The organism is Bacillus sp. F19 (genome assembly GCA_023823795.1).
In the GTDB taxonomy this organism is placed as follows: domain Bacteria; phylum Bacillota; class Bacilli; order Bacillales; family Bacillaceae; genus Bacillus_P.
In genome coordinates, this window is sequence record CP085710.1 from 4023226 (window position 1) to 4049583 (window position 26358).

The 26358-nt window shown below is 41.1% G+C and carries 27 protein-coding genes and 1 other annotated feature; of the genes, 8 read left to right on the forward strand and 19 right to left on the reverse strand.

What is annotated here, in order from left to right; genetic code table 11:
* Nucleotides 1-13: 13 nt before the first annotated feature.
* Entirely contained in the window at nt 14-1408 is a 1395-nt protein-coding gene (pepV, locus tag LIT25_20690; protein USK32972.1) for a dipeptidase PepV, read from the reverse strand.
* Between the two features lie 187 nt (nt 1409-1595).
* Here pepV and LIT25_20695 point away from each other — a divergent pair, with 187 nt between their 5' ends.
* Both LIT25_20695 and LIT25_20700 read left to right on the forward strand, forming a co-directional pair.
* Nucleotides 1596-2897 (forward strand): NCS2 family permease, encoded by a 1302-nt coding sequence (locus LIT25_20695; GenBank protein ID USK32973.1) that lies wholly within the window; start codon nt 1596-1598, stop codon nt 2895-2897.
* Nucleotides 2898-3415: 518 nt separating this feature from the next.
* Nucleotides 3416-3640, forward strand: coding sequence for a DeoR family transcriptional regulator (locus LIT25_20700; protein USK36355.1), 225 nt, complete (start codon nt 3416-3418; stop codon nt 3638-3640).
* Nucleotides 3641-3748: 108 nt separating this feature from the next.
* On the opposite strand, the gene LIT25_20705 is transcribed toward LIT25_20700, so the two are convergent.
* Complete coding sequence (locus tag LIT25_20705; protein USK32974.1) at nt 3749-4474, reverse strand: rRNA pseudouridine synthase; 726 nt, start codon at nt 4472-4474, stop codon at nt 3749-3751.
* A 37-nt stretch (nt 4475-4511) separates the two neighbouring features.
* Nucleotides 4512-6134: a polysaccharide biosynthesis protein gene (locus tag LIT25_20710; GenBank protein ID USK32975.1), complete on the reverse strand. Its 1623-nt coding sequence runs from the start codon at nt 6132-6134 to the stop codon at nt 4512-4514.
* Nucleotides 6135-6316: 182 nt separating this feature from the next.
* On the opposite strand from LIT25_20710, the gene LIT25_20715 reads away from it, so the two are divergent.
* Nucleotides 6317-7594 carry an NAD(P)/FAD-dependent oxidoreductase gene (locus LIT25_20715; protein USK32976.1) on the forward strand — a complete coding sequence of 426 codons (1278 nt, stop codon included), beginning with the start codon at nt 6317-6319 and terminating at the stop codon, nt 7592-7594.
* A gap of 13 nt (nt 7595-7607) precedes the next feature.
* On the opposite strand, the gene LIT25_20720 is transcribed toward LIT25_20715, so the two are convergent.
* The 14 genes from LIT25_20720 to LIT25_20785 all read right to left on the reverse strand — a co-directional run bounded on the left by LIT25_20720 (nt 7608) and on the right by LIT25_20785 (nt 19729).
* Complete coding sequence (locus LIT25_20720) at nt 7608-7790, reverse strand: sporulation protein Cse60 (GenBank protein ID USK32977.1); 183 nt, start codon at nt 7788-7790, stop codon at nt 7608-7610.
* Nucleotides 7791-8030 carry a YusG family protein gene (locus LIT25_20725; protein ID USK32978.1) on the reverse strand — a complete coding sequence of 80 codons (240 nt, stop codon included), beginning with the start codon at nt 8028-8030 and terminating at the stop codon, nt 7791-7793.
* A gap of 166 nt (nt 8031-8196) precedes the next feature.
* The gene (locus LIT25_20730; GenBank protein USK32979.1) at nt 8197-8511 is read right to left on the reverse strand and encodes a rhodanese-like domain-containing protein; all 315 of its coding nucleotides are present in this window, start codon (nt 8509-8511) and stop codon (nt 8197-8199) included.
* Nucleotides 8512-8767: 256 nt separating this feature from the next.
* Nucleotides 8768-11182 (reverse strand): leucine--tRNA ligase, encoded by a 2415-nt coding sequence (gene leuS / locus LIT25_20735; GenBank protein ID USK32980.1) that lies wholly within the window; start codon nt 11180-11182, stop codon nt 8768-8770.
* 103 nt (nt 11183-11285) lie between these two features.
* Nucleotides 11286-11517, reverse strand: a binding site (T-box leader).
* A 168-nt stretch (nt 11518-11685) separates the two neighbouring features.
* Complete coding sequence (locus LIT25_20740; GenBank protein USK32981.1) at nt 11686-12009, reverse strand: DUF4257 domain-containing protein; 324 nt, start codon at nt 12007-12009, stop codon at nt 11686-11688.
* Nucleotides 12010-12493: 484 nt separating this feature from the next.
* Nucleotides 12494-13684, reverse strand: a complete 1191-nt coding sequence (locus tag LIT25_20745; protein USK32982.1) for an MFS transporter — start codon at nt 13682-13684, stop codon at nt 12494-12496.
* Between the two features lie 720 nt (nt 13685-14404).
* Nucleotides 14405-14809, reverse strand: coding sequence for a hypothetical protein (locus LIT25_20750; GenBank protein USK32983.1), 405 nt, complete (start codon nt 14807-14809; stop codon nt 14405-14407).
* A gap of 48 nt (nt 14810-14857) precedes the next feature.
* Nucleotides 14858-16192, reverse strand: coding sequence for an ABC transporter permease (locus tag LIT25_20755; protein USK32984.1), 1335 nt, complete (start codon nt 16190-16192; stop codon nt 14858-14860).
* Nucleotides 16182-16880: an ABC transporter ATP-binding protein gene (locus tag LIT25_20760; GenBank protein USK32985.1), complete on the reverse strand. Its 699-nt coding sequence runs from the start codon at nt 16878-16880 to the stop codon at nt 16182-16184. The genes LIT25_20755 and LIT25_20760 overlap by 11 nt, the downstream gene beginning before the upstream one ends.
* Before the next feature lie 12 nt (nt 16881-16892).
* Nucleotides 16893-17879, reverse strand: coding sequence for a hypothetical protein (locus LIT25_20765; GenBank protein USK32986.1), 987 nt, complete (start codon nt 17877-17879; stop codon nt 16893-16895).
* Nucleotides 17873-18751 (reverse strand): ABC transporter ATP-binding protein, encoded by an 879-nt coding sequence (locus LIT25_20770; protein ID USK32987.1) that lies wholly within the window; start codon nt 18749-18751, stop codon nt 17873-17875. The genes LIT25_20765 and LIT25_20770 overlap by 7 nt, the downstream gene beginning before the upstream one ends.
* Nucleotides 18744-19133 carry a GntR family transcriptional regulator gene (locus tag LIT25_20775; GenBank protein ID USK32988.1) on the reverse strand — a complete coding sequence of 130 codons (390 nt, stop codon included), beginning with the start codon at nt 19131-19133 and terminating at the stop codon, nt 18744-18746. The genes LIT25_20770 and LIT25_20775 overlap by 8 nt, the downstream gene beginning before the upstream one ends.
* 158 nt (nt 19134-19291) lie before the next feature.
* Nucleotides 19292-19453, reverse strand: a complete 162-nt coding sequence (locus tag LIT25_20780) for a glycogen biosynthesis protein GlgD (protein USK32989.1) — start codon at nt 19451-19453, stop codon at nt 19292-19294.
* Nucleotides 19454-19465: 12 nt separating this feature from the next.
* Complete coding sequence (locus tag LIT25_20785) at nt 19466-19729, reverse strand: YtzC family protein (protein ID USK32990.1); 264 nt, start codon at nt 19727-19729, stop codon at nt 19466-19468.
* A 179-nt stretch (nt 19730-19908) separates the two neighbouring features.
* Between LIT25_20785 and LIT25_20790 the strand changes: the two genes are divergently transcribed.
* From LIT25_20790 to LIT25_20800, 3 genes are all read left to right on the forward strand, one after another.
* A complete protein-coding gene (locus tag LIT25_20790; GenBank protein USK32991.1) occupies nt 19909-20874 on the forward strand; it encodes a TIGR01212 family radical SAM protein in 966 nt (321 codons plus the stop codon).
* Nucleotides 20871-21449 carry a methyltransferase domain-containing protein gene (locus LIT25_20795; protein ID USK32992.1) on the forward strand — a complete coding sequence of 193 codons (579 nt, stop codon included), beginning with the start codon at nt 20871-20873 and terminating at the stop codon, nt 21447-21449. Before LIT25_20790 ends, LIT25_20795 begins: the two co-directional genes overlap by 4 nt.
* 115 nt (nt 21450-21564) lie before the next feature.
* Nucleotides 21565-22923 carry an IS1182 family transposase gene (locus tag LIT25_20800; protein ID USK32993.1) on the forward strand — a complete coding sequence of 453 codons (1359 nt, stop codon included), beginning with the start codon at nt 21565-21567 and terminating at the stop codon, nt 22921-22923.
* A 125-nt stretch (nt 22924-23048) separates the two neighbouring features.
* Here the strand turns inward: LIT25_20800 and LIT25_20805 are convergent, their stop codons facing one another.
* Entirely contained in the window at nt 23049-24098 is a 1050-nt protein-coding gene (locus LIT25_20805; protein ID USK36356.1) for a tetraprenyl-beta-curcumene synthase family protein, read from the reverse strand.
* 52 nt (nt 24099-24150) lie between these two features.
* Nucleotides 24151-24939 (reverse strand): alpha/beta hydrolase, encoded by a 789-nt coding sequence (locus tag LIT25_20810; protein USK32994.1) that lies wholly within the window; start codon nt 24937-24939, stop codon nt 24151-24153.
* A gap of 93 nt (nt 24940-25032) precedes the next feature.
* Between LIT25_20810 and LIT25_20815 the strand changes: the two genes are divergently transcribed.
* Together LIT25_20815 and LIT25_20820 are read left to right on the forward strand one after the other, a co-directional pair.
* The gene (locus LIT25_20815) at nt 25033-25554 is read left to right on the forward strand and encodes a gamma carbonic anhydrase family protein (protein ID USK32995.1); all 522 of its coding nucleotides are present in this window, start codon (nt 25033-25035) and stop codon (nt 25552-25554) included.
* A 249-nt stretch (nt 25555-25803) separates the two neighbouring features.
* Nucleotides 25804-26358 carry a phosphatase PAP2 family protein gene (locus tag LIT25_20820; protein ID USK32996.1) on the forward strand — a complete coding sequence of 185 codons (555 nt, stop codon included), beginning with the start codon at nt 25804-25806 and terminating at the stop codon, nt 26356-26358.

Genomic DNA, 26358 nt, shown 5'->3' on the forward strand with positions numbered 1-26358 from the left:
GAATTCGTTAACATTATTTTGCCAATTCATAAATGGCTTGTGCATAAATGGCGGTAGCTTTAAGCAAATCGTCAATGATGACATATTCATCTTTTTGATGAGCAACATCAGGTCTTCCCGGAAACATCGGGCCAAACGCCACACCAGCCTTCAGAGAACGTGCATAGGTTCCGCCACCTATAGCTATTAATTCAGCACGCTCCCCTGTTTGTTCTTCATACACTTTTTTAAGTGTTTGAATTAATTCATGCTCTGCATCAACATAATGAGGCTTTGAATCACTTAGAGATGCTAACTGAAATTCGGTAATGGATTTCAATCCTTCGGAAATCCGCTCAACATCACCAGTTACAGGGTAGCGGATATTCACACCAAGCTCTCCTGATTTTTCACTATCATAAGAAATGATGCCAAGGTTCACAGTAAGCGGGCCGCTCACTTCATCTTCACATTGAATGCCAAGTTTCTCACCGCTCGTGTCATTGCTGAAGAAGGCAACAATTTGTCTGATAAATCGTTTCCCGTTATGATCCAATTCTTCATCTGCAAGGAAAAGGGAAAGGAGCAGACCGGCATTCTTGCCTGTGTGCGGCAAACTTCCATGTGCCGAAACACCCTCAGCTTTAAGTGTAAGCACTCCATTTTCTTCAGAAGCACTGCCTGTTATATCATATTGGTTTAAATATTTGTTATATTTTTCTGTAAGCCCCTGTGCATCATCAGACTGAATTAGAGCTTCAGCATGATCAGGAACCATGTTGAAGCGCCTTCCTGATTGAAAAGAAAGCAGTTTTGTCCCGCTTTTGCTGCTTAGTGCTTTATCAAAGAAATATGTAAGCTTTGCATCGATGATTCCTTTTTCAGCATTGATAATCGGAAAATCTGCATCAGGTGCAAAACCGAGTGCAGGCATTTCTTCATGTTTAAAATAGTGGTCCACACATCCCCAGTCACTTTCTTCATCTGTTCCAAGAATCATGCGGACTCTTTTGTTCAATGGCAATCCGAGGTCTTTTACGATTTTCATTGCATAATATGCAGCCATTGTAGGACCCTTATCATCAATGGCTCCGCGTGCAAAGATTTTTCCGTCTCTTATTTCCGCCCCAAAAGGATTACTGCTCCAGCCGTCACCCTCCGGCACAACATCAACGTGACACAGAATTCCGACGATATCTTCCCCTTGTCCCATTTCCAGGTGACCGGCATAGCCCTCGAGATTTTTTGAAATAAATCCGTCTTTTTCTCCCTTTTCAAGCATGTGAGTCAGAGCTTCATTAATTCCTTTTCCAAATGGAGAGCCTGCCTTGACTGTTTTTTTATCAAGCAAGCTTTTAATGCGCAAAAATTCTTGAGTGTCTTTAATGAAATCTTCTTTCCTGCTTAAAACTTCCTGCATCCAATCCATCTTTAAACCCCTTTTCATATTTATTTCAATAGGTCCTTACCTAGTAAGATACCAAAGGATGCGGACATAAGAAAGCTTGGACAGAAGAAACTAAAATGGATACAAAATGAAAATCCCTTGCATTTTACCTAAAAAACGAATATTATTATAAATGTTTTGTGAAAATGTTCGTTAATTGGAGGCTCTCATGTTTAAATTAAAAGAAAATCAAACGACTGTGCGAACAGAAATGCTGGCAGGACTTACAACGTTTTTAACTATGGTTTACATTGTCGTCGTTAATCCTATTATCCTTGCAGACGCAGGTGTTCCTTTTGACCAGGTGTTTACAGCAACCATTATCGCCGCTATTGTCGGTACATTGTGGATGGCGCTTGCAGCGAACTATCCAATTGCAATTGCTCCTGGTATGGGATTGAATGCATATTTTGCTTATTCAGTTGTCGGTGGTCATCAAGTCAGCTATCAGATTGCATTTGCATCCGTATTTGTAGCGGGTATTCTTTTTCTGATCTTATCTTTAACTCCGTTCCGCGAAAAATTGATTGAAGCGATTCCGGCTAATTTAAAATATGGCATTACAGCAGGAATCGGTCTTTTTATAGCCTTTATCGGCCTGCGTTTAACTGGAATTGTAACGGATCATCCGGAAAACCTTGTAACGCTTGGAGATTTGACTTCTCCTCCTGTCATCCTCGCACTTGTTGGACTTGCTGTTACGCTTGTATTAATGAGCTTAAATGTACATGGCGCCCTCTTTTTCGGGATGATCATTACTGGTATTATTGCATTCTTTACTGGGGAACTTTCTTTTAAAGAAGGATTCGTTTCCATGCCGAGCCTGCCGGAAGGATTTATCATCTTAAATCCTGTTGAAGCAATCGGGCAAGTGATTCAGCATGGCCTTTATGGCGTTGTATTCTCTTTCCTGCTTGTTACTATCTTTGATACAACTGGAACAATGATTGGGGTAGCTCAGCAAGCAGGTCTAATGAAAGGCAATGAACTGCCAAACGCCCGCAAAGCCCTATTGGCTGATTCTGCTGCAACGACAGTTGGGGCGATGTTCGGAACAAGTCCTACAACGGCTTACATTGAATCTTCTGCGGGGGTTGCTGCAGGAGGACGTACTGGACTTACGACTTTAACTGTCGCTGTACTATTTGGTTTAACTGCTTTCTTCAGTCCGCTTGTCGGCGCTGTCTCTGGAATTGCTGCCATCACGGCACCTGCATTAATTATTGTCGGAAGCTTAATGATGGGCAACATTGCAAAAATTAACTGGAATGAAATTGATGAAGCATTCCCTGCGTTTCTTGTCATTATCAGCATGCCTCTTACATCAAGCATTGCAACGGGCATTGCACTTGGATTCATTTCATACCCTCTTATGAAAATTGCAAAAGGGAAATGGAAAGAAGTTCATCTGTTTGTTTACATTTTCGCTGTTTTATTCTTTATACAGTTGGTTTTCCTGGGCGGGCATTAATAGTTTTTTGCGCAGGAAGTGAAAGAGGCTCACCCAAAAGTCGTGGACTTTTGGTTTTTTTTTATTGGAGTTTTACTGAATAAAAAATTTGATTTCTTCCGAGCCCAATCTGAAACAGCAATTTTATCAGTCAAAAAATGAATTGATACAGCCGAATTTTGAAAACTTTCGGCCTATTAAGGATTTTTTTAACGGTTAGAAAATTATTTCATAAAATGCCTAAAAGCATCCATACTAAAGATGGATGCTTTTTCATATAAAAACACAAAAATGTCATACTATTCAGAATTAACTACATATAGTAAAATATGATATATAAGTTTTAATTTTATGTAATTAGATTAAAACTATGTAAAATTTTTGTTAATTCGAGTATTTTACTAGTATGAAGCTGTCGAAATCGTGTAAAATATTGATGTAGCGTTCATTAGATAAATAAGAACAGTAACATCTGCAGTAGGGGACATCGTAGGTTGTAGTAGGCTATGCCGTACGATCAAATGATAAGGAGTGGTTTTTTGAAACCTTCAACAAACCGTATGCTAACTCGTATCAAATCTGTCTACATGTTTATCCATGAAAGAGGTACTGTGACAACTCAGCAGCTTGTCGACGAATTTGGTATTACACCACGAACCATTCAAAGAGATTTAAATGTGTTAGCGTATAATGACCTGGTTCGGAGCCCAAGCAGAGGCAAATGGACAATTACACAAAAGAAGGTTAGAAAAATGTCTTCTTAAAAAGAGACTGAACAATGGAAAATCGAAACGTTTTGTATACATAAGAAAACCAGCCAAATAAGGTGGCTGGTTTTTTTTCTGCTGATTTAACGTTATCGGAATGTATTTTTATAATTCAACCGCTTTAGCATACTGCAATGCTTCCACTTCTTCTTCTGTAAGCTCGCGGTACTCGCCTAACTCCAGGCTTTCATCAAGCAATAGCGGGCCCATGCTGATTCTTTTTAAATAGGTTACTTTTTTCCCGACAGCCTCAAACATTCGTTTCACCTGATGAAACTTGCCTTCTGTGATGGTAATGTGAATTTCCGACTGCTCGTCTGCAGAAAGAATCACAAGAGATGCCGGCTTTGTAACATATCCATCATCAAGCTCTACACCTTGTTTAAAAGCCGCAGCGTCCTCCTCAGTTACTTTTCCAAGGATTGATGCATAATACGTTTTCGGTACATGCTTTTTAGGAGACAGCAGCTGATGTGACAGCTGGCCATCATTTGTAAGCAGAAGAAGCCCCTCTGTATCTTTATCAAGACGCCCAACAGGAAACGGCTTGTAAACGGCGTCTTCCATTTCCAGCAAGTCAATAACGGTTTCCTGCACAGAATCCTCTGTGGCCGAGAGATAGCCCCCTGGTTTATTCAGCATTAAATAAATATGCTCCTTATAATCCACCGTCTCCCCATGCACGGTTATCCTTTGTTCAGCAGGATCAACATGTGTCTTGGCATCTTTAATAGTGACTCCATCCGCTTTTACGGCACCTGTCTTTAAAAGCTGTTTTACTTCTTTTCGGCTGCCATAGCCAATGTTTGATAATAATTTATCTATTCTCATAAACAATCTGCTCCTGACCTATTAAAAAGGAAGGCTCTTATTCAGCAGCCTTCCTCTTTCGATTTAAAAATGAAAAACGATTTCCGAACAGCTTTTCAAGCAAATGAGACCGGTAGGCAATGTATAAATAAGCACCTGCTCCAAGACCTATCGATATGATTAAAATAATCGTTGACGGAATCTTCCCATCTGAATAATCAATAAAAATAGACAACACGGACTGCGACACAGAAACGATCATTGCCATAAAGGCTGTCAGTATTCCAATGAAAACGGTTCTTTTAAAAAGAAGCCTGAAGGAATACTTGGCATGACGGTGAATCATGGCAAAGCTGTAAATGATTGAAGCTCCAAAGCCAAGGGCAGTGGCCATGATCGAGCCAAGTCCCTGAAACATCACAATCAAAGGCGCGTTAACAGCCATCTTAATGATTAATCCTAAGGCCAGTGAGATAACAGCAAGCTTTTGTTTGTTGATTCCTTGTAAAACAGCTGCAGTCACCGTGAAGAATGAAAACAGAATCGCGACTGGCGCAAACCATCTTAACAGCTCTGCACCTGCAGGGTTATCGTTGTAAAAAAGCATATATGCAGGTTCTGCAAGCACAGCCAGTCCTACAACAGCAGGCAATACTAAGAAAATGATAATCTGAAATGCCTGATCGATCTGCCGGGTCAACAACGGCATGTTTTTATCTACGAATGACTTAGTAATAGTAGGTACAAGTGTTAAACCAAACGCCGTTGCCAGTGATACTGGAATCATGACAAGCTTTGGCAGATATAACGTGACAATTGAGAAGATATTCGCCGAAATATCTGCAAAACCGGCTGATGTCATGGCTCTATTAAAAGTATTTGTGTCTACATAACCGTATAATGGAATCGCTAATCCAACGAATACGAATGGACCTGCATACGAGAAAAGCTCTTTGAACATTCCGCCTGTTGTAATATCACTGACAGGCACCAGATTCTCTCTCATAGCTTCAAGCGTATGCTTTCGTCTTTGCCAGTAAATGAAAAGGACAAGCAATCCACCTATTGCCCCGACAAAGGCGGCAAACGTTGCAAACCCTACTGCCGTTACAAGACTTCCATTAAAAACCTTCAATACGAGATAAGCGGCTATCAGCAAAAAAGCAATTCTGACTATTTGTTCAATCACCTGAGAAACAGCAGTAGGCCCCATTGACTGATGGCCTTGGAAAAAACCGCGTATTAAGCTCATGATTGGAACAACAATCAAAGCAAGACTGACCATCCGAATAACTAAAACCACGTCATCAACCGTAGTATTTCCAAGTTCTTGTTGTCCCAATGCACTTTCAGCAAAAAAAGGAGCCAAGAAATAAAGAATGGCAAACGCTATAAAACCAGTTCCAAACATGACGAATATACCGACTCTGAACATTTTCCTGCTCGTTGCATAATCACCGATGGAATTATATTTTGATACAAATTTTGAAACCGCCTGAGGAAACCCCATTGTGGCAATCCCCAGAAATACCGCATATTGGGCATATCCATACTGATAAAGTGCCCCCCCGTCTTCACCGATCAGGGCAAAGAATGGAATGACATAAATCATCCCTAATATTCTAGAAATATATGTGCCTAGCGTTAATACTAACGTCCCTCTTAACAATTTATTCGACATTTATGAAATCACCAATTTCTCTCTGAAGATTCAACTTTTCTATTTTAACACAATAAACACCCATAACAATAATGTTTGTACACAGCTTATCAGATTATAAAAAGGCCGTATTTTGATTTCTTCCAGTTTCAGCTATAATAGGTTAGAAAATCAGGTTTCCTGAAAGAAAAGGTTGTGAGCAAATGAAATATGATGTGGTTATTATCGGAGGCGGCCCTTCTGGTTTAATGGCGGCAATTGCTGCCGGAGAACAAGGCTCAAATGTACTCCTGCTTGATAAAGGAAATAAACTCGGAAGAAAACTCGCGATTTCCGGCGGCGGCCGCTGCAATGTAACGAACCGTCTGCCGATCGATGAAATTGTAAAGCATATCCCGGGAAATGGACGATTTTTATATAGCGCTTTTTCAGAATTCAGCAATGAAGATATCATTCGCTTTTTTGAAAACCTTGGCATACAGCTGAAAGAAGAAGATCACGGAAGGATGTTTCCTGTATCAGATAAGGCTCAGTCTGTTGTAGATGCCTTACTGGATCAGCTGAAAAAACTCCATGTGACAATAAGGACAAATGAACCTGTTGAAACCGTAGATTTTATAGAAGGCAAAGCCGCGGGAGTTCTTTTAAAGAACGGAGAGTACATCAGCACAAATGCTGTAGTTATTGCAGTCGGCGGTAAAAGTGTTCCCCACACAGGAAGCACGGGTGACGGCTATGCTTGGGCTGAAAAAGCCGGCCATACCATTACAGAGCTCTTTCCTACAGAAGTTCCGATTACTTCAAATGAACCATTCATTCAGGAAAAAACATTGCAGGGTCTGTCGCTCAGGAATGTTGCATTAAGTGTCCTGAATCCGAAAGGAAAAGTCATAAAGACTCACCAAATGGACATGATTTTCACCCACTTCGGCATATCAGGCCCAGCTGTCCTGCGCTGCAGTCAGTATGTTGTAAAAGCAATGAAAAAGTTCAAAACAACTTCCATTCCAATGAGCATCGATTCTTTTCCTGATCAAAATGCAAAGGAATTATTCCAGCAAACGGTTAAGCTGTTGAAAGCAGAACCTAAAAAGGCCGTTAAAAATGTATTAAAAGGATTTCTTTCTGAACGATATCTTCACTTTTTATTAGAGCGGAACGGAATTGACCAGCAGGTGACGTTTGCGAACTTATCTATGGAGAAATTGCGCGGATTTGTCAGAGACTGCAAGCAGTTTCAGTTCAACGTGCATGGAACACTGTCCATCGACAAAGCATTTGTAACAGGCGGAGGTGTATCCGTAAAAGAAATACACCCTAAACAAATGGCTTCCAAATTGATGAACGGTCTCTACTTTTGCGGAGAGATTCTTGATATTCATGGATATACCGGAGGATACAACATAACGTCTGCGCTTGTTACAGGCAGACTCGCAGGCAAAAATGCCGCAGAATATGTAAAGGAAGCGGCTATCTTATAGCTGCTTCCTTTTTTCAGGTTCTGTATAAGACTAGCGCTGAAAAACAATAAAGCTGCTCGCCATCTTCATTGCAGGCAGCTGCCACGTTGTACTTTATATCCACAAGCTGTTCGTCTGAAATGGATTTTAAAAAGTGGTTGATTTCACTTTCCAGATCTTTTTCATGCTCCTTATCAAAAACGGCTACCTTGTACATTTAACACCATCCCATATCATACCCTTCTGCATATTGCTGCTGAAGCTCACAATTCCGTTCATAAATCCGGTAAAACCTGTCCCCTTCTACAACAAATCCGCTTTCTAATTCATATTCCCGTCCCTCAGAAGTTATGACAAGCTTTCCGATATATTCCTTCCCAATGTACAATTCCATGAAATCCCCATGGAGCCTTGCAATCACCCGTTCCGTTACTTCAAGCTTGTGATATTCAGACATATCACATCCCTCCTTATTTTATTGTATTTTGAGAGGCTTAGGATTATGATAGCGTTTTCATTAAAGGGTTATATTTATTGCTCCTTAAACCGGGGTCGAACTATCCTGCGCTCAAAAAATGCCAAGACCTCATAAAAAAATCCCTGTTCTAAACAGGGATCCAATCTTAAGCTAATTCACTTTTGCGTTTTGTATCGCCTTTCCAGTCAAGCATGCCGCCGGCCATATTTGTGACATTATATCCTTGGTCCTGAAGGTATGCGCAGACATTTCCGCTGCGTCCGCCTGAGCGGCAGATGATAATATATTCATTATCTTTATCAAAAGCATCGAGTTTTTCTGGGATTTCTCCCATTCGAATGTGTTTCGCTTCTGGTATCATGCCTTCTTCTACTTCATCATCCTCGCGAACATCTACAAGATTCAATGTTTCGCCGCTTTTAAGTTTCTTATGTAATTCTTCTGTCGTAATTTCTTTCATTTAGATTACACCCTTTCACTAGCAGATGAGTTTATTATACCAAAGCAGACTGTGCTCATACCAGTTAAAGACATCTATGCGCGAGAACAGAAAAAGAAGAGGAGCTTTATCAGCACCTGCTTCTGCTCTTCTTATTGTCCAGCTCCACCTCCTAACTCCTCGGTCAGAACAAATTCGCCGAAAAAGTCAAACCCGGACTTTTCCGGCGAATTCTTATCTGCCTCTCGGAGCTGAACAGTCGGTTCCGCTTTTCCTATTAGTTTGCTACAATGTTTACTAGCTTTCCTGGCACCGCAATAATTTTACGGACCGTTTTCCCGTCTACTTGTTCTTTAACTGTGGCATCAGACAGGGCAATTTCCTGCATTTCTTCGCGTGTTGCATCTTTTGGAACATTTAATTTTGCTTTTAATTTGCCGTTGACCTGAACGACAATTTCAACTTCATCTTCAACTAATTTGCCTTCGTCATAAGCGGGCCATGTTTCATAAGAAACGGTTCCTTCATGTCCAAGCTTTTCCCATAGTTCCTCAGCAAGATGCGGAGCAACTGGAGACAATAATTTCACAAACCCTTCCATGTAGGCTTTTGGAAGTACTGTCGCTTTGTATGCATCGTTAATGAAGACCATCAATTGAGAAATGGCTGTGTTAAAGCGCAAGCCTTCGTAGTCTTCAGTTACTTTTTTAACCGTTTGATGATAGACACGCTCTAAGCTGTCAGACATTTCATCTGTAATTTTAGGACTTAATGCCCCGTTGTCTTCAACGAATAGACGCCATACACGGTCCAAGAAACGGCGAGCTCCGTCCAATCCTTTTTCAGACCATGCAATTGAGGCTTCAAGCGGACCCATGAACATTTCGTATAAACGCAGAGTATCCGCTCCGTGACTTGCTACGATGTCATCCGGATTAACGACGTTCCCTTTAGATTTACTCATTTTTTCATTGTTTTCACCAAGAATCATTCCCTGGTTAAACAATTTTTGGAATGGCTCTTTTGTCGGCACAATTCCAAGGTCGAATAAAACCTTATGCCAAAATCTTGCGTACAGTAAGTGAAGAACAGCATGCTCGGCTCCGCCGATATACGTATCAACAGGAAGCCACTCTTTTATTTTTTCAGGGTCAGCAAGATGCTCTGAATTCTTTGGATCAATGTAGCGCAAGTAGTACCAGCAGCTGCCGGCCCATTGTGGCATTGTATTTGTTTCGCGTCTTCCTTTTTTTCCAGTTTCAGGATCTGTCACATTCACCCATTCTTCAATCACGGCAAGCGGTGATTCACCTGTACCGGATGGACGAATTTCTGTTGTTTTCGGCAATGTTAACGGAAGCTGATCTTCTGGCACAGCAGACATTGTGCCGTCTTCCCAATGAATGATCGGGATTGGCTCACCCCAGTAGCGCTGACGGGAAAATAACCAGTCTCGAAGACGATACGTAATTTTCTTTTCGCCTTTTTGATTTGTTTCAAGCCAGTTAATCATGTTTTCTATGCCGTCCTGTTTATTCAAGCCATTTAGGAAATCAGAGTTTACATGAAGTCCATCGCCAGTGTAAGGTTCTTCCTCAACATTTCCGCCTTCTACTACTTCTTTAATAGGAAGGCCGAATGTTTTTGCAAACTCATAGTCTCTCTCATCATGAGCCGGAACTGCCATAATAGCTCCTGTTCCATAGCTGACTAAAACATAATCGGCAATCCAGATTGGCATTTTCTCGCCATTTGCCGGATTTATTGCATAGGCTCCTGTAAATACACCCGTTTTTTCTTTAGCTAAATCTGTTCGTTCTAGATCACTTTTGCTTTTCACTTTATCGATATAAGCTGCAACGGCTTCTTTTTGATCGGCAGTTGTAATTTCTTTAATAAGCGCATGCTCAGGTGCAAGTACTGCATAAGTAGCTCCGAACAGCGTATCGGGACGAGTAGTGAAGACAGTAAACGATTCATCATGACCGTCGATGACAAAATGAACGTGAGCACCTTCTGAGCGGCCAATCCAATTGCGCTGCATTTCTTTAATGCTCTCAGGCCAATCCACTTCATCTAAGTCTTCAATTAATCTGTCAGCATAAGCTGTAATTTTAAGCATCCATTGCTTCATTGGGCGGCGCTCAACAGGGTGTCCCCCGCGTTCACTTTTGCCATCAATAATTTCTTCGTTTGCCAAAACTGTTCCAAGTGCAGGACACCAGTTTACTGCCACTTCATCTACGTATGCCAAACCTTTTTTATATAATTGAAGGAAGATCCATTGTGTCCATTTGTAATACTCAGGATCTGTTGTATTGATTTCACGGTCCCAGTCATATGAAAAGCCAAGGCTCTGAATTTGACGGCGGAACGTATCAATATTTTTTGCTGTAAATTCAGCAGGATCATTACCTGTGTCGAGTGCGTACTGCTCAGCTGGAAGACCGAATGCATCCCAGCCCATCGGATGAAGAACATTGAACCCCTGCATCCGTTTAACACGGGACAAAATATCAGTTGCCGTGAAGCCTTCAGGGTGGCCAACGTGCAAGCCTGCACCTGATGGATATGGAAACATATCAAGGGCGTAAAATTTCGGTTTACCTTTGTCCTCTGTTGTTTTAAACGTTTTATTTTCAAGCCAGTAATTCTGCCATTTTTTCTCAACTTTCTCGTGCTTAAAACTCATATAAATCCTCCTCAGATTGGTGCGTTGCTCTTCGCTTTTAGTATTCAGTCTGAACGGCTGTCCCCCAGATTAAACCGCACAATAGAAAAAACCTCTCATCCCAATAAGGGACGAGAGGTTTCATTTCCCGCGGTACCACCCAATTTAGCGCCAACAATCAGGCACTCACTTAAGCATCCGTAACGTGGATCACGACAGACATTACTGTGCAGAAGTTCTGCAGTTCACGTCTGTAACTCAAAGGTGAGTTCACAGGCAATGGATGATTGACTCGCACCTTCCGTCAATTCTCTGAGCATCTTAAGTCTGTTACTATTCCTTATCACCGTTCATATCGTATACATTTATATATTGTATTTTATAGAAATTGTTTCTGTGATGCAAGTTGTTAAATGAAGAAAAATCGGAAATCGGATGATTGGCGGCAGATATGTTCATTTTCTGCGAAATGAGAAGTGTTAGGTTTTGAGAGATTAAGAAGTGAGTTTGCTGTCATCAGGAGATTATTTTGCTTGACGCTCATTGTCTTTTTCTGGCTGTACTGTGTTGTCCTGCTGCTGTCTGACAAAGTCAAAACTCCTTAATACCGCTTCCCCGCTGTAACCAGCGATAATAGAAAGCACGACAAGCTGAAATGAGGATGAGGGTTCTGTCGATAAAACAAGCAGGATAGAAGCTGTTATCCCCATTGCGATATCTTCCCAGAATCCTAAGTAGATAAATCGTTTTGTCATTCTTGGTTTTTCGATCCTTCCTTTCTTTTTGACATGTCCAAGTAAACCCATTAACCCCCCAATCAATGACGCCACAACTACTGTCTGCAGCATATGATCACCTTCCTAAAGCCGTAATAATTTCGGCACGCGACTTCAGGTACAAGATATTTAAGCTTCTCTTTGCTTGTACAGGTTTATGAAAAAATAGAAGCTTGTTTTACTTCCATTATATGTGAATGGAGGTTAAACAAGCTTGATTAAATAGAAGGAATTTTCAGGAAACTATTTATCGTACTTTTTCACTAGACCGAACGTTTTTTCGGTTTTCCACCTATGTGATAAGTACCATTCATTACGGCACCGTGCAGCTTCCTGAATTTTCAAACGGCAAATATGTAAATCTATAAGCTTCTGACCCTCCAAAACCAGAGCATACTCAGCATTTTCAGACACTCGCCGCACTTTTTCAGCAATGAAAATTTATCAGCTTCTTTTAGTGAATTCTGATTTTGTTTGGGCACAATTCAAAGATTCAATTGGTACTCGCGCCGAAATAAAAAAGCGAGAATTCATTCCCGCTTCACCTTTGGTTATGTTAGGAGGTCAAAACTGCCTCTCCCAGTTTTTTACTCTTTAATTTTTTGTCATAGATTGATGTTGTAAACATTGCAAGAACCAGCAAGCCAATTAATACTATGAAAAGCATGTTCATTCCGTTCAGATCTACCAGCACACCCCCAAGCAGCGGACCAATCATTCTTCCGCCTGTGGCCGTACTGTTGACGAATCCCTGATAAAAACCTTCCCTTCCTTTAGGCGCAAGGTCATTCGCTATCGTTGGAACTGCTGGCCACACAAGCATTTCACCAACGGTCAAAATAATCATCGCTGCCATAAATCCGGTGAACTCTTCGGCAAATGAAACCACTGCAAAGGAAACGATAAAAATGACGAATCCTATCATCATCTGTTTTTTTATGGATTCAGCAAAATACTTAACAAGGGTATTCACTAAAGGCTGGGCAAACACAATTAATGCACCATTTACAGTCCATATTAAGCTGTATTGGGTAAGAGGGATGCCAAGTTCCTGAGTATGTGCAGCAATGGTGGATTGCCACTGTACGTATGCGACCCAACCCAGCAAATAGCCTGAGCAAAGAATGCTGAGTGCGGTAAATTTATCATTGTTTTTTACTTTGGATGACTGCTGCAAAATGGACGTTTGTACAGCTGGACGCGCTGCTATATTTCGATATCCGAAGAATGCAACAAAGAAAAAAACAGCATACAAGGCTGCATTGGCAATGAAGATATATTGAAATGAATACCCCGCAATTAATCCTCCAAGAGCTGCTCCGACAGCGACACCTGCATTTTGAGAGACATAGATGGCATTAAAAGCCTTCCTTCCGCCCTCTGGCCAAACCGTTCCCGCCAGTGCATACATTGACGGAAATACGATTCCGGATCCAAAACCTACCAGCGTCAAAAATAAGATATATGAAGGCCATCCATCAAAAAACACAAGACCTGAAATAGCAGCAAACGTAAGAATAATTCCGCTTAAGATTGAACGGTACCCGCCGTAGCGGTCAAATAAAACACCGCCAATCAAATTTCCTGCCACACTCGCAGCCGAGTTTAACATCAGAACCACTCCGGCAACGGTTAATGATTTGCCAAGATGATCATGAATGTAAATCGTATTTAATGGCCATAGAAACGATGATCCCGTTACATTGACCAGCATGCCAATAATCAATAGCCATAAAGAACGCGGCATGATAAAACCTCCTTCAAAAAACTCACAAAAAAGCACGAAAGCATCGCTATGCCTTCGCGTCTTTTTCTAATCCACCTGAAGATTGTAGTCCTTTTTTAGAGAGATTGCAATAAAGAAATCCGGAACACCGACAGACAGCTGTTCCGAAGTTTCGCATTTAGACGGTATCGTTAATTCACTAGCTAAAAAGGACCTTTTCCCAGCGGAATTTCAGCTTTTTTCAGCCGTTTTAGGACTTTACTTAGTTTTTGCTTTTTTTGATTTATCCGTTGCTTTGTTTAATTATTCGCTTTTTTCAAGTATCAGCTACACGCTATTCCAAGTACCCAAAACAGCAAATTGGGGCACTCTATTCAGGAAAAACACTATTCCAGGTACCCAAAACAGCTAATTGAGGTACTCCATTTGGCAAATGCGCTATTCCAGGTACCCAAAACAGCAAATTGGGGCACTCGATTTGGTAAAAACACTATTCCAGGTACCCAAAACAGCAAATTGGGGCACTCGATTTGGCAAAAACACTATTCCAGGTACCCAAAACAGCAAATTGGGGTACTCAATTTGGCAAAAATGCTATTCCAAGTACCCAAAACAGCAAATTGGGGCACTCCATTCAGGAAAAACACTATTCCAGGTACCCAAAACAGCAAATTGGGGCACTCTATCCTGCCACTTTATTCACTTATTAGATTCGGCTGCACCTCCTTTAATGCGGGGACTTTAAAAGCTATACAATTTTTCTTCCACCTTGAATGTAATAACCCCTCGGCTGTCTGCTGATTTTGCGGTAATTTTTGCAGAACCCTTGTACCCTTTTTCAAAGTAGCCGAATATCATTTCCTGTCTCAGCTTACCGTTTCGATCTGTGTAAACAAGCTGCATGAAGCTTTCATTGAAATCCTCATCAGGAAAAATCGTAATCTCATACTCCTCATTCGGTTTCAGTGCCGGTATGCGTATTTTTTTCTCATTATAATAATAAGTGATTTCCAAACCGCTGATTTCTTGTTCAGTCAAATTTTCAACGGAGATTTTCATTCCGCTGATGAACACATTTTTAATAGGCAAAATAAATAAGAGCATTAAGATAAACGCAATCAGCAAATTTTGAACCCACTTCTTCATCTCAATCCTCCTCTCCCCAAAAAAGCAGGGAAATTCTGCCTGATCCTCCTATAGTTCACGTCTCAGTGCTGAAAGCACATTAATTTTAGTTGCTTTCACCGCAGGCATAAAGCCTGAGATGACCGCGACTCCCACGCTGATGCCGCTTGCAATCAGCACAAGGCTAAGCGGAATAGAAGAGAAAGTGAAATCTACTCCCTCCATGCTTCCTTCCGAGACCGCCTCCAGGATGCGAGGGATTGCGAAGTTGGCAGCAAAACTGATTACGTACGCAATCGCGACACCAAGCAAGGCGCCAAGTATGCCGATAAATGCACTTTCAAGCAGAAAAATTCTTCTTATCATTCCCGGCTGCGCGCCAATGGCTTTCATGATTCCGATTTCCTGCGTTCGTTCTGTCACCGCCATTGTCATCGTATTAAAAATTCCGATTGAGGCGATAAGAACTGCTACTGTTCCGATAAATATCAGCCCGGCTTTAAACGCATTAAAGAATAAGTTGAGGTTATCGAGTTCTTCCGTGACGGAATACACAAGATAGCCTTTTTCTTTTAAACCGTCTGTCACTTCTTTTACTTGCTCAATACCTGTTGTGTAAACATATATCTCCGAATACTCTGGTTCTTCAAATTCCTCTGCTCCATCTGCTTTTTCAGCAAAAGCCCTCATCTCGCTTTTCCACTTTTCGCTGATGTAAATATTGGAGTCCTCCATAAAATCTCTTGCCGGCGCTTCTGCTACGCCTGCTATTTTAAACGTCCAGCTTTTTGTTTCCAATTTATCTTCTACTTGTTCTGTCATCGAAAACACAATCTCTTTTCCAATGAGGTCACCTTTAAATCCTTCTGGTGCTTCTTGTTTCGACTCAGGATTCTCATTTCTTTTTTCCAGTTGCTTTCTCTCAGCTTCCGTTAAAAGGGATTTTCCAAAATGATAGCCTACAATGATTTCTCTATCGCTTTTGGGAGCATTTCCAGACACAAGTTTCGTATTTCCCTTCAGCTCCTGCTCCATATTCGTAAGAACGGGACCCGCAAAGGCAGACGTCCGGTCCGAAAGTTTGACTTCTGTTTGGGCAGTCTGGGATACTCCTGATCTTCTTACGACTGCTGCCACATGTTTAGTATTTTCAAGCTCCTTAATCTGCTCTTTTGTTGCTTGTTCAACTTGACCGTCTGTTTCTTTTCCGCTGATTTGAATTTCATTTAGCTTCTGTGCGCTTAATAACTCCTCTTGCATGCTTTTTTGCATGCCGAATCCAACAGATGCGAGGACAATTAAAAAGGCGCAGCCTATCGTTGTAGCAAGAACGGTCATGAATATCCGCATCCGATTTTTTTTCATATTGCGTTTCACCAGGTTAAGCTGATCTTTAAATTTCAAGAGGAACGCCTCTTTCCTTTAACACGCCATCTTGTAGGATAAACTTGCGGTCACTGTATTCTGCGACCTCTTCATCATGAGTAATAATGAAGAAGGTGATTCCCTTTTCAGTGTTCAATTCTTTTATCAAATCAAGAATCTCTTTCTCTGTTTCAGAATCCAGGCTCCCTGTAGGCTCATCAGCAAGGATAATTTCCGGATTAGTAATCAGGGCTCGTCCAATTCCGACACGCTGCTGCTGCCCTCCGGAAAGCTCATTCGGATAATGGGTGAAGTGATTTTCCAATCCGATTCGGTACAGCATTTCAGTAACGAGTGTTTTCCGTTCAGATGATGGAATCCCTTTAAGAGTTAAAGGAAGTTCAATATTTTCAAATGTAGTAAGGCTTGGTATCAGCTGAAAGCTTTGAAAGATAAACCCGAATGTATTCAAACGAAATTCAGCCCACTCTTTTTCATTAAATTCAGTAACCTCCGTCCCGCCGACAATAATCTTTCCTGCTGTGGGAGGGATATAGCCTGAAATCAAGTTCAGCAAGGTCGATTTTCCGGAACCGCTTCTGCCGACAATCGAAACAATTTCCCCTTTTTTCACTTCCAGCGATATATCTTTCAGTACAGGAATTTCTTTTTCACTGCCTTTTTTCCCAACCTTAAAGGAGTGATTTAAATGTTCTGCCTTAATCATTCGTTCCCTCTCCTATGACTGCTTTGGTTTTTTATAGATTAAATAATAGCCGAGTAATATACTTATGACTGCCCCGATTAAAGCTCCAATTATATAGCCTGAGAAATTTCCGCTGGAACCATAACCGATTGAACTGAAACCCAGGACACCCAGCAGAATGACAATCATTTGAACCGGTAAATTCAGCTGATTCCATAAAAAGAAATTGCCGTTTCGCTCATTTGGATGCTTGATGAATGAAAAATGGCCAATGAGATAGAAAAGAATGGCCATACTGCCAGGAATCAAGAAATAGTATCTGTATTCGTAAGGGATATCCTGAAAAATCGTTCCTCCGAAAAATTGGAGAGCCGGAGTAAGTAAATACCCTGCATCATACCACTTTTCCATTTCCACATAGGTCTCATTGCTGAATGCCTGTACATTCTTTGTAATGACAAGTGTAAACAGCAGCGGAAGAACTGAAGCACTGATTGCTGTAAGCCCCTGTGCAAATGGAGTTCCGGTAAGTGCTCCGGCAGACAAGGTTAGCGTATAAAACATTGTAAGGGATGAAAAGTAGATAAAATAATAATTGAACAGCGGCTGTGATACAGCTATATCATGCCATTCAATGTAGCTGCCTGAAAGAATTAACGAAATGAGGGTTGAAAATAAGATCATTCCAAAAGCTAAAATCCATTTTACGAAGAATATTTGTGATCTCGTATATGGCAGGGCTAGAGTAAAATCCATGATTCCCTTTGCCCGTTCCGTTCCCATTTGGTTAATAGCAATAAAAAAGACAAACAATGAGCTAATGAAAAGAAGCGGATCTGCACCAAATTGAAAAACAAACGGCTCTGGCGTGTAACCAGGGTTATTTTTTACAAATTCCATATGACTTGAATACTGGGACCAAACCGCAAATGGCCCTGCAAACGAGTTAAAAATTAATAAGAAGAGAAACAGCGATCTTACTTGCTTAAACTCTTTTTCAAAAAGACCTCCTCCTACCATCTTCGCTTCCCTCCAAACTTAGCGATAAATACTTCTTCTAAATTAACCGGGAGCTGATTCCACACTTTCGGCTTTAACGATTTCAGCCAATCCTGGTTCTCTTTGTCATCACATTTTAAGAGAAGTGTGTAGAATACACCTGCGTAATCCAAAATGGAGATATTTCGTTCTCTGATTATAAGATGAACATCTTCTTCGAATACGGCCTGAATTTTCATGTAATCTTCTTTTACAGAGTCCATATCCATCACATTTGTAAGCGATTCTCCCTCCAAAAAACCGATCCGGCTGCAGATTCGCTCAATATCTTCTAAGCGATGTGATGTGATAAGAATCGCTGTTTCTCTTTCTGCGACCTCGTCGATCATCAGCTGAAGGAGGTCATGACGGGTGACAGCATCAATGCCATCTGTAGGCTCATCAAGCAGAATCACTGCAGGACGGGTGGCAAATGCAAGGATCAGGGACAGCTGTTTTTTCAAACCAGTTGATAATTCACGATATTTTTTTGTTTCCGGTATTCCGTATCTGTTGATTAATTCATTTGAGTAAGTCACATCAAAATCTGGATAGAGCGGCTTAAGTATCCGCACTAGTTCTCTGTATGTGTATCTGTCATAAAAAGGATTCTGAACAGACACGTAAATCACCTTCCGTTTAACAAGAGGATTTTCTTTAATGGAGACCCCCTCAAACAAAACCTCTCCTTCATCCGGCAAAATAATCTGCTGAATTAACCGTAAGATCGTGGTTTTTCCAGAGCCATTCCGGCCAAGTAATCCAAAGATTTCTCCTTTTTCAAGCTTCAGGGAGATGGAATCAAGAACTTTTTCTCCATCAAGCTTTTTCGAAAGATTCTTCAGTTCAATCATTTCTTCCACCTCTCATTTCCTCACTGATTTCCTCAATCCATTTATGGATAATTTCAATGTCTACACCTGCATAAACAGCGTCTACAATGAGCGGTTTCAACTGTTCTTTAATCATCTCCATCTTCCCCTGATCCAGTGTTATTTGGGCATTCTCCGATACAAACGTTCCTCTGCCCCTCAAAGTTTCAATAATGCCTCCCCGTTCTAATTCTTTATAGGCTTTGCTGACTGTATTTGGATTTGCAATAATCATCGTTGAGAGCTCTCTGACAGACGGCAGCTTTTCTCCGGGCTTTAATACTCCCTTTAAACAAAGCTCTTTTATTTGCTGTATGATTTGCTCATAAATCGCGGTTGAACTGCGCGGATCAATTTGAATCATCGGTCTCCCTTCTTTCTTTAACCGAGATATGTACTGTCTCTGTCGTATTGTGCGTACTAGTTAATATAGTACACATAATACAATATATTTTTTTACATACATTGTCAATTGGTTTTTATAAAATAAAACTGCCTCCATAACGGAAGCAGTTTTCAAGCTTATTCTGAACGCTGTTTTGATTTTACAGACTGACCGTGCTGCTCATACTTTTTTTTAGATTGCTTAACAGGATCAAAGTCTTTTCCAAATTCTACATCCTGATTATTAGAGCCGTTTCTTGTTTTTTGTTCAGGGTTATTCTGTTTTGAACGTTTTTTCATCTGACAGGCCTCCTAATGATCCAGTAAAATCATTTCATTTTGAAGCTGCTGAAGCTGAAGTCGCATTCTGTAAAGCTGTTCTTTTTGCTGATCGTTGGCGCTTAATGTCAAGGAATTGCACTCATTTACTGCATCTTCAAGCATTTGCTGAGCTTTTGTATACTCTGTGTCATTGTAATGCTCCTGCTTAGATCCTTCAGCGTATTGATTTCTGGCATAGTCATACGAATTTGAGCATCGGTCGAGACATTCAGTTACGGATTGTCTTGTTGCCATTTTGCAAACCCCCTATAAGTAAATGAAGCATTTCACTTCATTACGTATAGTTTGCACAACTTCAGAATTCAAATTACGGGAAAACAATTGGAAAAAGCTTTTCAGGTGTTTGTCATCTAGGCAAACACCATGATAAAATGCTCTGATGGCTATTTACGAATTAAGGAGGTTTTTCTAGTTTGAAGCAGATTAACCCTTTTCCATATGCATCAGATGAAAAAAGGTATCATACATGGAATTATCATTTAAGAAATCACTTTGGACATAAAGTGTTTAAGGTAGCATTAGACGGAGGATTTGACTGCCCCAATCGCGACGGTACAGCAGCATTTGGCGGCTGCACATTTTGCAGTGCAGCCGGTTCCGGAGATTTTGCGGGAAACCGCGCAGAGGATCTTGTTACTCAATTCAATCAAATAAAGGAAAAAATGCACGAAAAGTGGAAAAACGGAAAGTACATGGCCTATTTTCAAGCGTACACAAATACTCATGCACCTGTTGAGGTCCTCCGTGAGAAATTTGAGTCTGTTCTAAAATTGGATGGAGTTGTCGGGCTATCTATTGCCACAAGGCCTGACTGCCTGCCCGATGATGTTGTTGAGTATTTGGCCGAATTGAACGAAAGAACGTACCTGTGGGTGGAACTTGGGCTTCAGACTGTGCATGAGCGGACATCTTTGCTTATAAATCGTGCCCATGACTATGAGTGCTATCAAATAGGCGTTGAGAAGCTGCGAAAGCATAACATTCGTGTTTGCTCCCATATTATTAACGGACTTCCGCTTGAATCAAATGAAATGATGATGGACACAGCCCGTGCTGTGTCAAAGCTCGATGTTCAGGGCATTAAAATCCATCTTCTTCATTTACTAAAAGGGACTCCCATGGTAAAGCAGTATGAAAAAGGCAAGCTGGAATTTTTAACAAAAGAAGACTATGTAAGCTTAGTATGCGACCAGCTTGAAATTCTGCCTCCGGATATGATCGTTCACCGGATTACAGGAGATGGGCCGATTGATTTAATGATTGGCCCAATGTGGAGTGTGAATAAATGGGATGTTCTCAACTCAATTGATGCAGAACTTAAGAACCGCGGCAGTTCTCAGGGAAAATATTTTCAGAAAGAACAGGTAATCGCAGAATGAAATTAGAACGGGTGCTTCCTTTTGCAAAATCCATCTTAGCAAGGACTGTTACTCAAGGTGACATTGCAATAGACGCAACAATAGGAAACGGACATGACACGGTCTATCTAGCAGAGCTTGTCGGAGACAGCGGACATGTTTATGGATTTGATATCCAAGAGGATGCAATAAATGCTACATCATCAAGACTGTCCGATCACTCTATTACAGACCGTGTGACACTATTAAAAGAAAGCCATGAACATGCAGCTGACTGCTTGCCGAAGAGTATCTCTGGACGGGTAGCTTCAGCTATCTTTAATCTGGGCTATTTGCCTGGCGGCGATAAAGAAATCGTCACAAAGCCAGAGTCGACCATTCAGGCAATTGAACAGCTCTTTTCCTTGATGAAGCAGGGAGGAGTCATCATTCTTGTTATTTATCACGGACATCCTGGCGGAAAAATTGAACGTGATGCTATTTTGGAATATGCCTGTCAGCTGGATCAAAAAAAGGCGCACGTTCTGCAGTATCAATTTCTTAATCAGAAGAACAGTGCTCCATTTATTATTGCAATTGAAAAAATGCAGGCATAGAAAGAGACCGGGAGTAAGATCCCGGTCTCAGACTGTCGACAAATCCCCCCTTTTTGGGGGATTTGTCGGCAGTTTTTTTATATAATGAAAATAGAACAATACAGAGGTGATTTGGATGTTGTCTAAAAATAATCAAATGAATCGCGATCAACTAGAAATGATTACACTTGAACAGTTGGTGCCGGAAGATCACTTAGTCCGTAAAATTGAACAAGCTCTCGATTTTTCTTTCATCTATCCATTAGTAGAGAAAGTCTATTCCGCAGATCGAGGTCGTCCAAGTATTGATCCGGTCATATTGATTAAAATGACCTTCATCCAATACCTTTTCGGTATTCGATCCATGAGAAGAACCATTGAAGAGATTGAAACCAACTTAGCCTACCGTTGGTTTTTGGGTTTTGGTTTTCATGACAAGGTGCCCCACTTCTCAACATTCGGTAAAAACTATGAACGGCGCTTTAAGGATACAGATCTGTTTGAGCAGATATTTTACCGCATCTTAAAAGAGGCGATTGATAAGAAACTGGTCAATGGAGAACAGGTATTTATTGATTCAACTCACGTAAAGGCTAGTGCTAATAAACGAAAGTATCAGAAAAAGATCGTACGAAAAGAAACGAAATCATATGAGGAAAGGCTCCAAAACGAACTCAATCTAGACCGCGAAGAAAACGGAAAAAAGCCTTTTCCCCCAGATAAATTTGAACCGGAAGAGAAAGTGATTAAAGAAAGTACGACGGATCCGGAAAGTGGCTATTACGTAAAAGATGAAAGAACAAAACAGTTCGCTTACTCATTTCACACAGCCTCTGACGAAAAAGGATTTGTTCTGGGGACAATCGTTACGCCTGGTAACGTGCACGACAGTGCAATATTCGAGCCTCTACTTGATCAAGTAACTGAGCTTCACAAGAAACCTGTTGCTGTTGCTGCCGATGCTGCTTACAAGAACCCTGCTCTTGCTCACTATTTGAACGAAAAAGAAATTCGTCCGGTTTTTCCTTATACACGGCCAAAAACAAAAGATGGATTTTTCAAGAAAAGTGATTATGTGTATGACGAACATTTTGATTGTTACATATGCCCGCACGATCAAGTGCTTCCTTACAGAACTACTACGAAAAAAGGATACAGACAATACTCTTCCGATCCGAAGGTTTGTGAAAATTGCCCATTCCTAAGCCAATGTACGGAGAGCCAAAATCATCAGAAATTGATTGAAAGGCATCTCTGGCAAGAATACTTAGATGAAGCTGAACACCTTCGTCATACAGAAGAGAACAAAACAATTTATGCAAAACGCAAAGAAACGATAGAGCGTGTCTTTGCAGATGCAAAAGAAAAGCATGGTATGCGTTGGACAACGTTGAGAGGACTCAAAAAATTGTCCATGCAGGCGATGCTTACTTTTGCTGCCATGAACTTGAAAAAGTTGGCATCCTGGACATGGAAGCCAGCGAAAGCGGTATAAAAATAGTCAACGAATAGGCCTACAAACATCAAATTAGCCCCAGAAATGACAAAAAGCATTCGGATAGAGTTCATCCGAATGCCTTTTGTCTACAATCTGAGACCGGGAGTAAGATCCCGGTCTTTTTAAGAGCTTCTTGAGGCAGCAAGCTTCTGAATAGCACGGTATGCCCTCCCATTCCAGTAAAAGAACGAAGACGTTTTTCCGCCTAGTTTGATTAAATGTCTGGCAAGCTTTCCGAGATCTTTTCTTGAGGTTACTTTCTCGTCGGATAAATAAACGCCAAGCAGTCCTCTATGAATGAGTTTATGAAAGTTTTCATGAGGGATTCCGCTGAGGTTGGATTCAGCCTGCAGGACGAAATGCTCAAGCCTCTTCATCATTTCCTTCTCGGTCTCATAGTAATTGCAGAAATTCAAATCTCCGCCAATTCGATCTTCTTCTTGATCAATTAAATAGTCGAGCAGAATATGCAGGCCTTGAACGTATGGAAAATAGCTTTCACGGATCCGGAAGGCTTCCCTTTCGTTGAAGTCCTCTCTGAATGCGTAAGAGACCAGACAAAAAATGCCTAAAGTAGACCCCGCGCACGCAGAGAATTCATACCACTGCATATCCGGCAATCCATGTTTGTTTTTTTCAAACCATGTTTCAAGCCTCGGAATGCGCTCATCTATTTTTACATGCTTATGTACTTGTAAATCACAGTAATAACACGACAATTCGAGTAAATGTTCTGCAATTAGAGGGTAGTTGCCGAGTCTGCTTAATATATTTTGGCATGTAGATACGAGAGCGTGCAAGTATCCGCCGTCATTTTGATCTGTCCGGTAAGAATAATAATTTTTCAGCGGTGCTCCTGCACTCAGAGCATCATTCATTGCTTGGTGCAGCATCGCGAAATCCAATGGATCAAGTGATGTACTTCGATCACATAAATTATCAAGATAATCACTTATCGTCTGATAAGCGACAATAAATTCAATGCATTCATGCTTGTTAGCTTCTGACAAAAGCGCAAAAATCCCTCCGCCCTCACAGTGGAAGGATTTACCATTTATACTTGACAGCGCCTGATTTCTAAGCTCTGCGTTTGGAATCTGATTGGCTTTTTCTCTCCATTTATCCAGATGGACATGCACAACCGGAAAAATATCTTTATAAATTTTCGCCATTAATCGCAGCGGATGCTGCGGAATTGCCGTCAATAAGATCACCTCTTTATAATCAGCTCTCTAAATGCGCATCGACAAACGTTTGAGCGTACTTGAATACTTGATCCCGCTCAGGCTCATTAAAGATTTCATGATAGAAGCCTTTCCACTCTTTAAAAGCTTTTTCTGACAGAGCAGCGCGGTTGAACCAAGTTTTAACAGCAGAGCTGTCCACAACTTTATCATCACCGCCCTGCATGACAAGCAGCGGCAAATCAGGAAACTTCTTCACGTTTATATGCGCCTGCTCAATTGCTTTAATTAATTCACGATACCATCTTATCGACACTTTTGTCACATAAAGTGTGTCATTCTCATCTGCATCTCTCACTTCTTTGTTTCTTGTAGCTATGCTGACAGATAAGCCGGAATCAACTCTCAAGGCAGGTGCAATGATGTTTAAAGGCTTAGAAATCAGCTCCATTGCTTTGCTTGGCTTATACACGAGCCCAAGACATGGAGAAGATAAAATAACACCGTTAATATGCTGGTGCTTTTCCTGCATTGCCCGAATAACAATCAGGCCGCCCATGCTGTGGCCTAAGAGGAAAAGCGGCAGACCAAGCTTACGGGCTTCGTCCACCCATACATTAAATTCGATAATATACTCATCAAATGATAAGATATGGCCGCGTCTTCTTGTCGATGTACCCTGCCCCGGCAGATCCCCCATAATGACATGGTACCCGGAGCACTTCCACATTTCAACGAGCCAGCGGTAACGTCCGTGATGCTCTGCTGCACCATGGACAATCACAATAACACCCTTAGGATTTGAATCTTCACATTCCCATTTCCACATGATCTTGTTCACACCTTTCTTTTAAAAAATTAAGTTTTAGTTTGCTATAATAACGATGCATACATCTTACCTATATAAAGGAGATTGAAACTTATGATATACCCTTATAAAGAAAGCTTTCCGCAAATTTCAAATTCGGCATTCATCGCAAACTCCGCTGTAGTTACCGGTGACGTCATAATAGGTGATGAATCAAGCATTTGGTTTCATACGGTGATAAGAGGCGATGTTTCGCCGACAATTATAGGCAGCAGGGTTAATATACAGGATCAGTGCTGCCTCCATCAAAGCCCTGATGCGCCTCTAATTATTGAAGATGAGGTGACAGTCGGCCATCAGGTTATTTTACATAGTTCGATCATTAGAAAGCAATCATTGATCGGGATGGGTTCCATTATACTCGATGGGGCCGAAATAGGCGAAGGTGCTTTCATTGGGGCCGGCAGCTTAGTCCCTCAGGGAAAAAAGATTCCCCCAAATACACTTGCATTCGGCAGACCTGCAAAAGTAGTCCGCGAATTAAATGAGGAAGATCGAATAGACATGGAACGCATTCGCCGCGAGTATGCTGAAAAAGGTCAATATTATAAAAAGATCCAGGAAGACCAAGAATAAAATTTTCTCTCTCTTCATATAAGTTAACACCGGGAAAAGGGTGATTTCACCTTGCTGACTTTCCGTGAAATTGCTCTCTTCTGCGGTTTCACGGATTTTTTTTACCTTTCTTCGGCTGCAGATTCACCCCATGATTTCCCGCTTCATTTTGTAAATTATTTACTTGTAAATTTTACAATTCCTTATTATTTGCTAAATATTTTTGTTTTACAATGTGGTTAAACAGTGTTGAAAAGGAGCATCCGATTGATGACCAAACTAATGGAAAACATGTACGATTTCGAATGCAGATTGTTCCGCAGTGTAAACCGTCATTTCGACCGGAAATTTATGAATTGCTTTTTCAGAAGCATTACACATGCAGGCGGAGCTACCTTCACGATTTCAATTTGCCTTCTGCTTATTCTAATGACAGGCGGCGAAACACGCATGGCGGCAATCGCAAGTGCCGCAGCCTTACTCATCAGCCATCTGCCGGTAGCATTTGTCAAAAAACGCTATCCGAGAAAACGCCCTTATCTTGCTTTATTGGAAACAAAGGTTACGGCTAATCCGTTAGAAGATCATTCTTTTCCATCAGGACACACAACAGCCATTTTTTCAGTCATTATTCCATTTATATTAATCCTTCCACAGACAGCCATCCTGCTTCTTCCGCTCGGAATCAGCATTGGGGTGTCTAGAATGTATCTCGGCCTGCACTATCCCTCTGATGTACTGGCGGGATGTTTACTCGGCACTACCGGAGGCATGACTTGTTTTCTTCTTATAAATAAATATTTCGGAGCTTCTCTAATTCTCTAA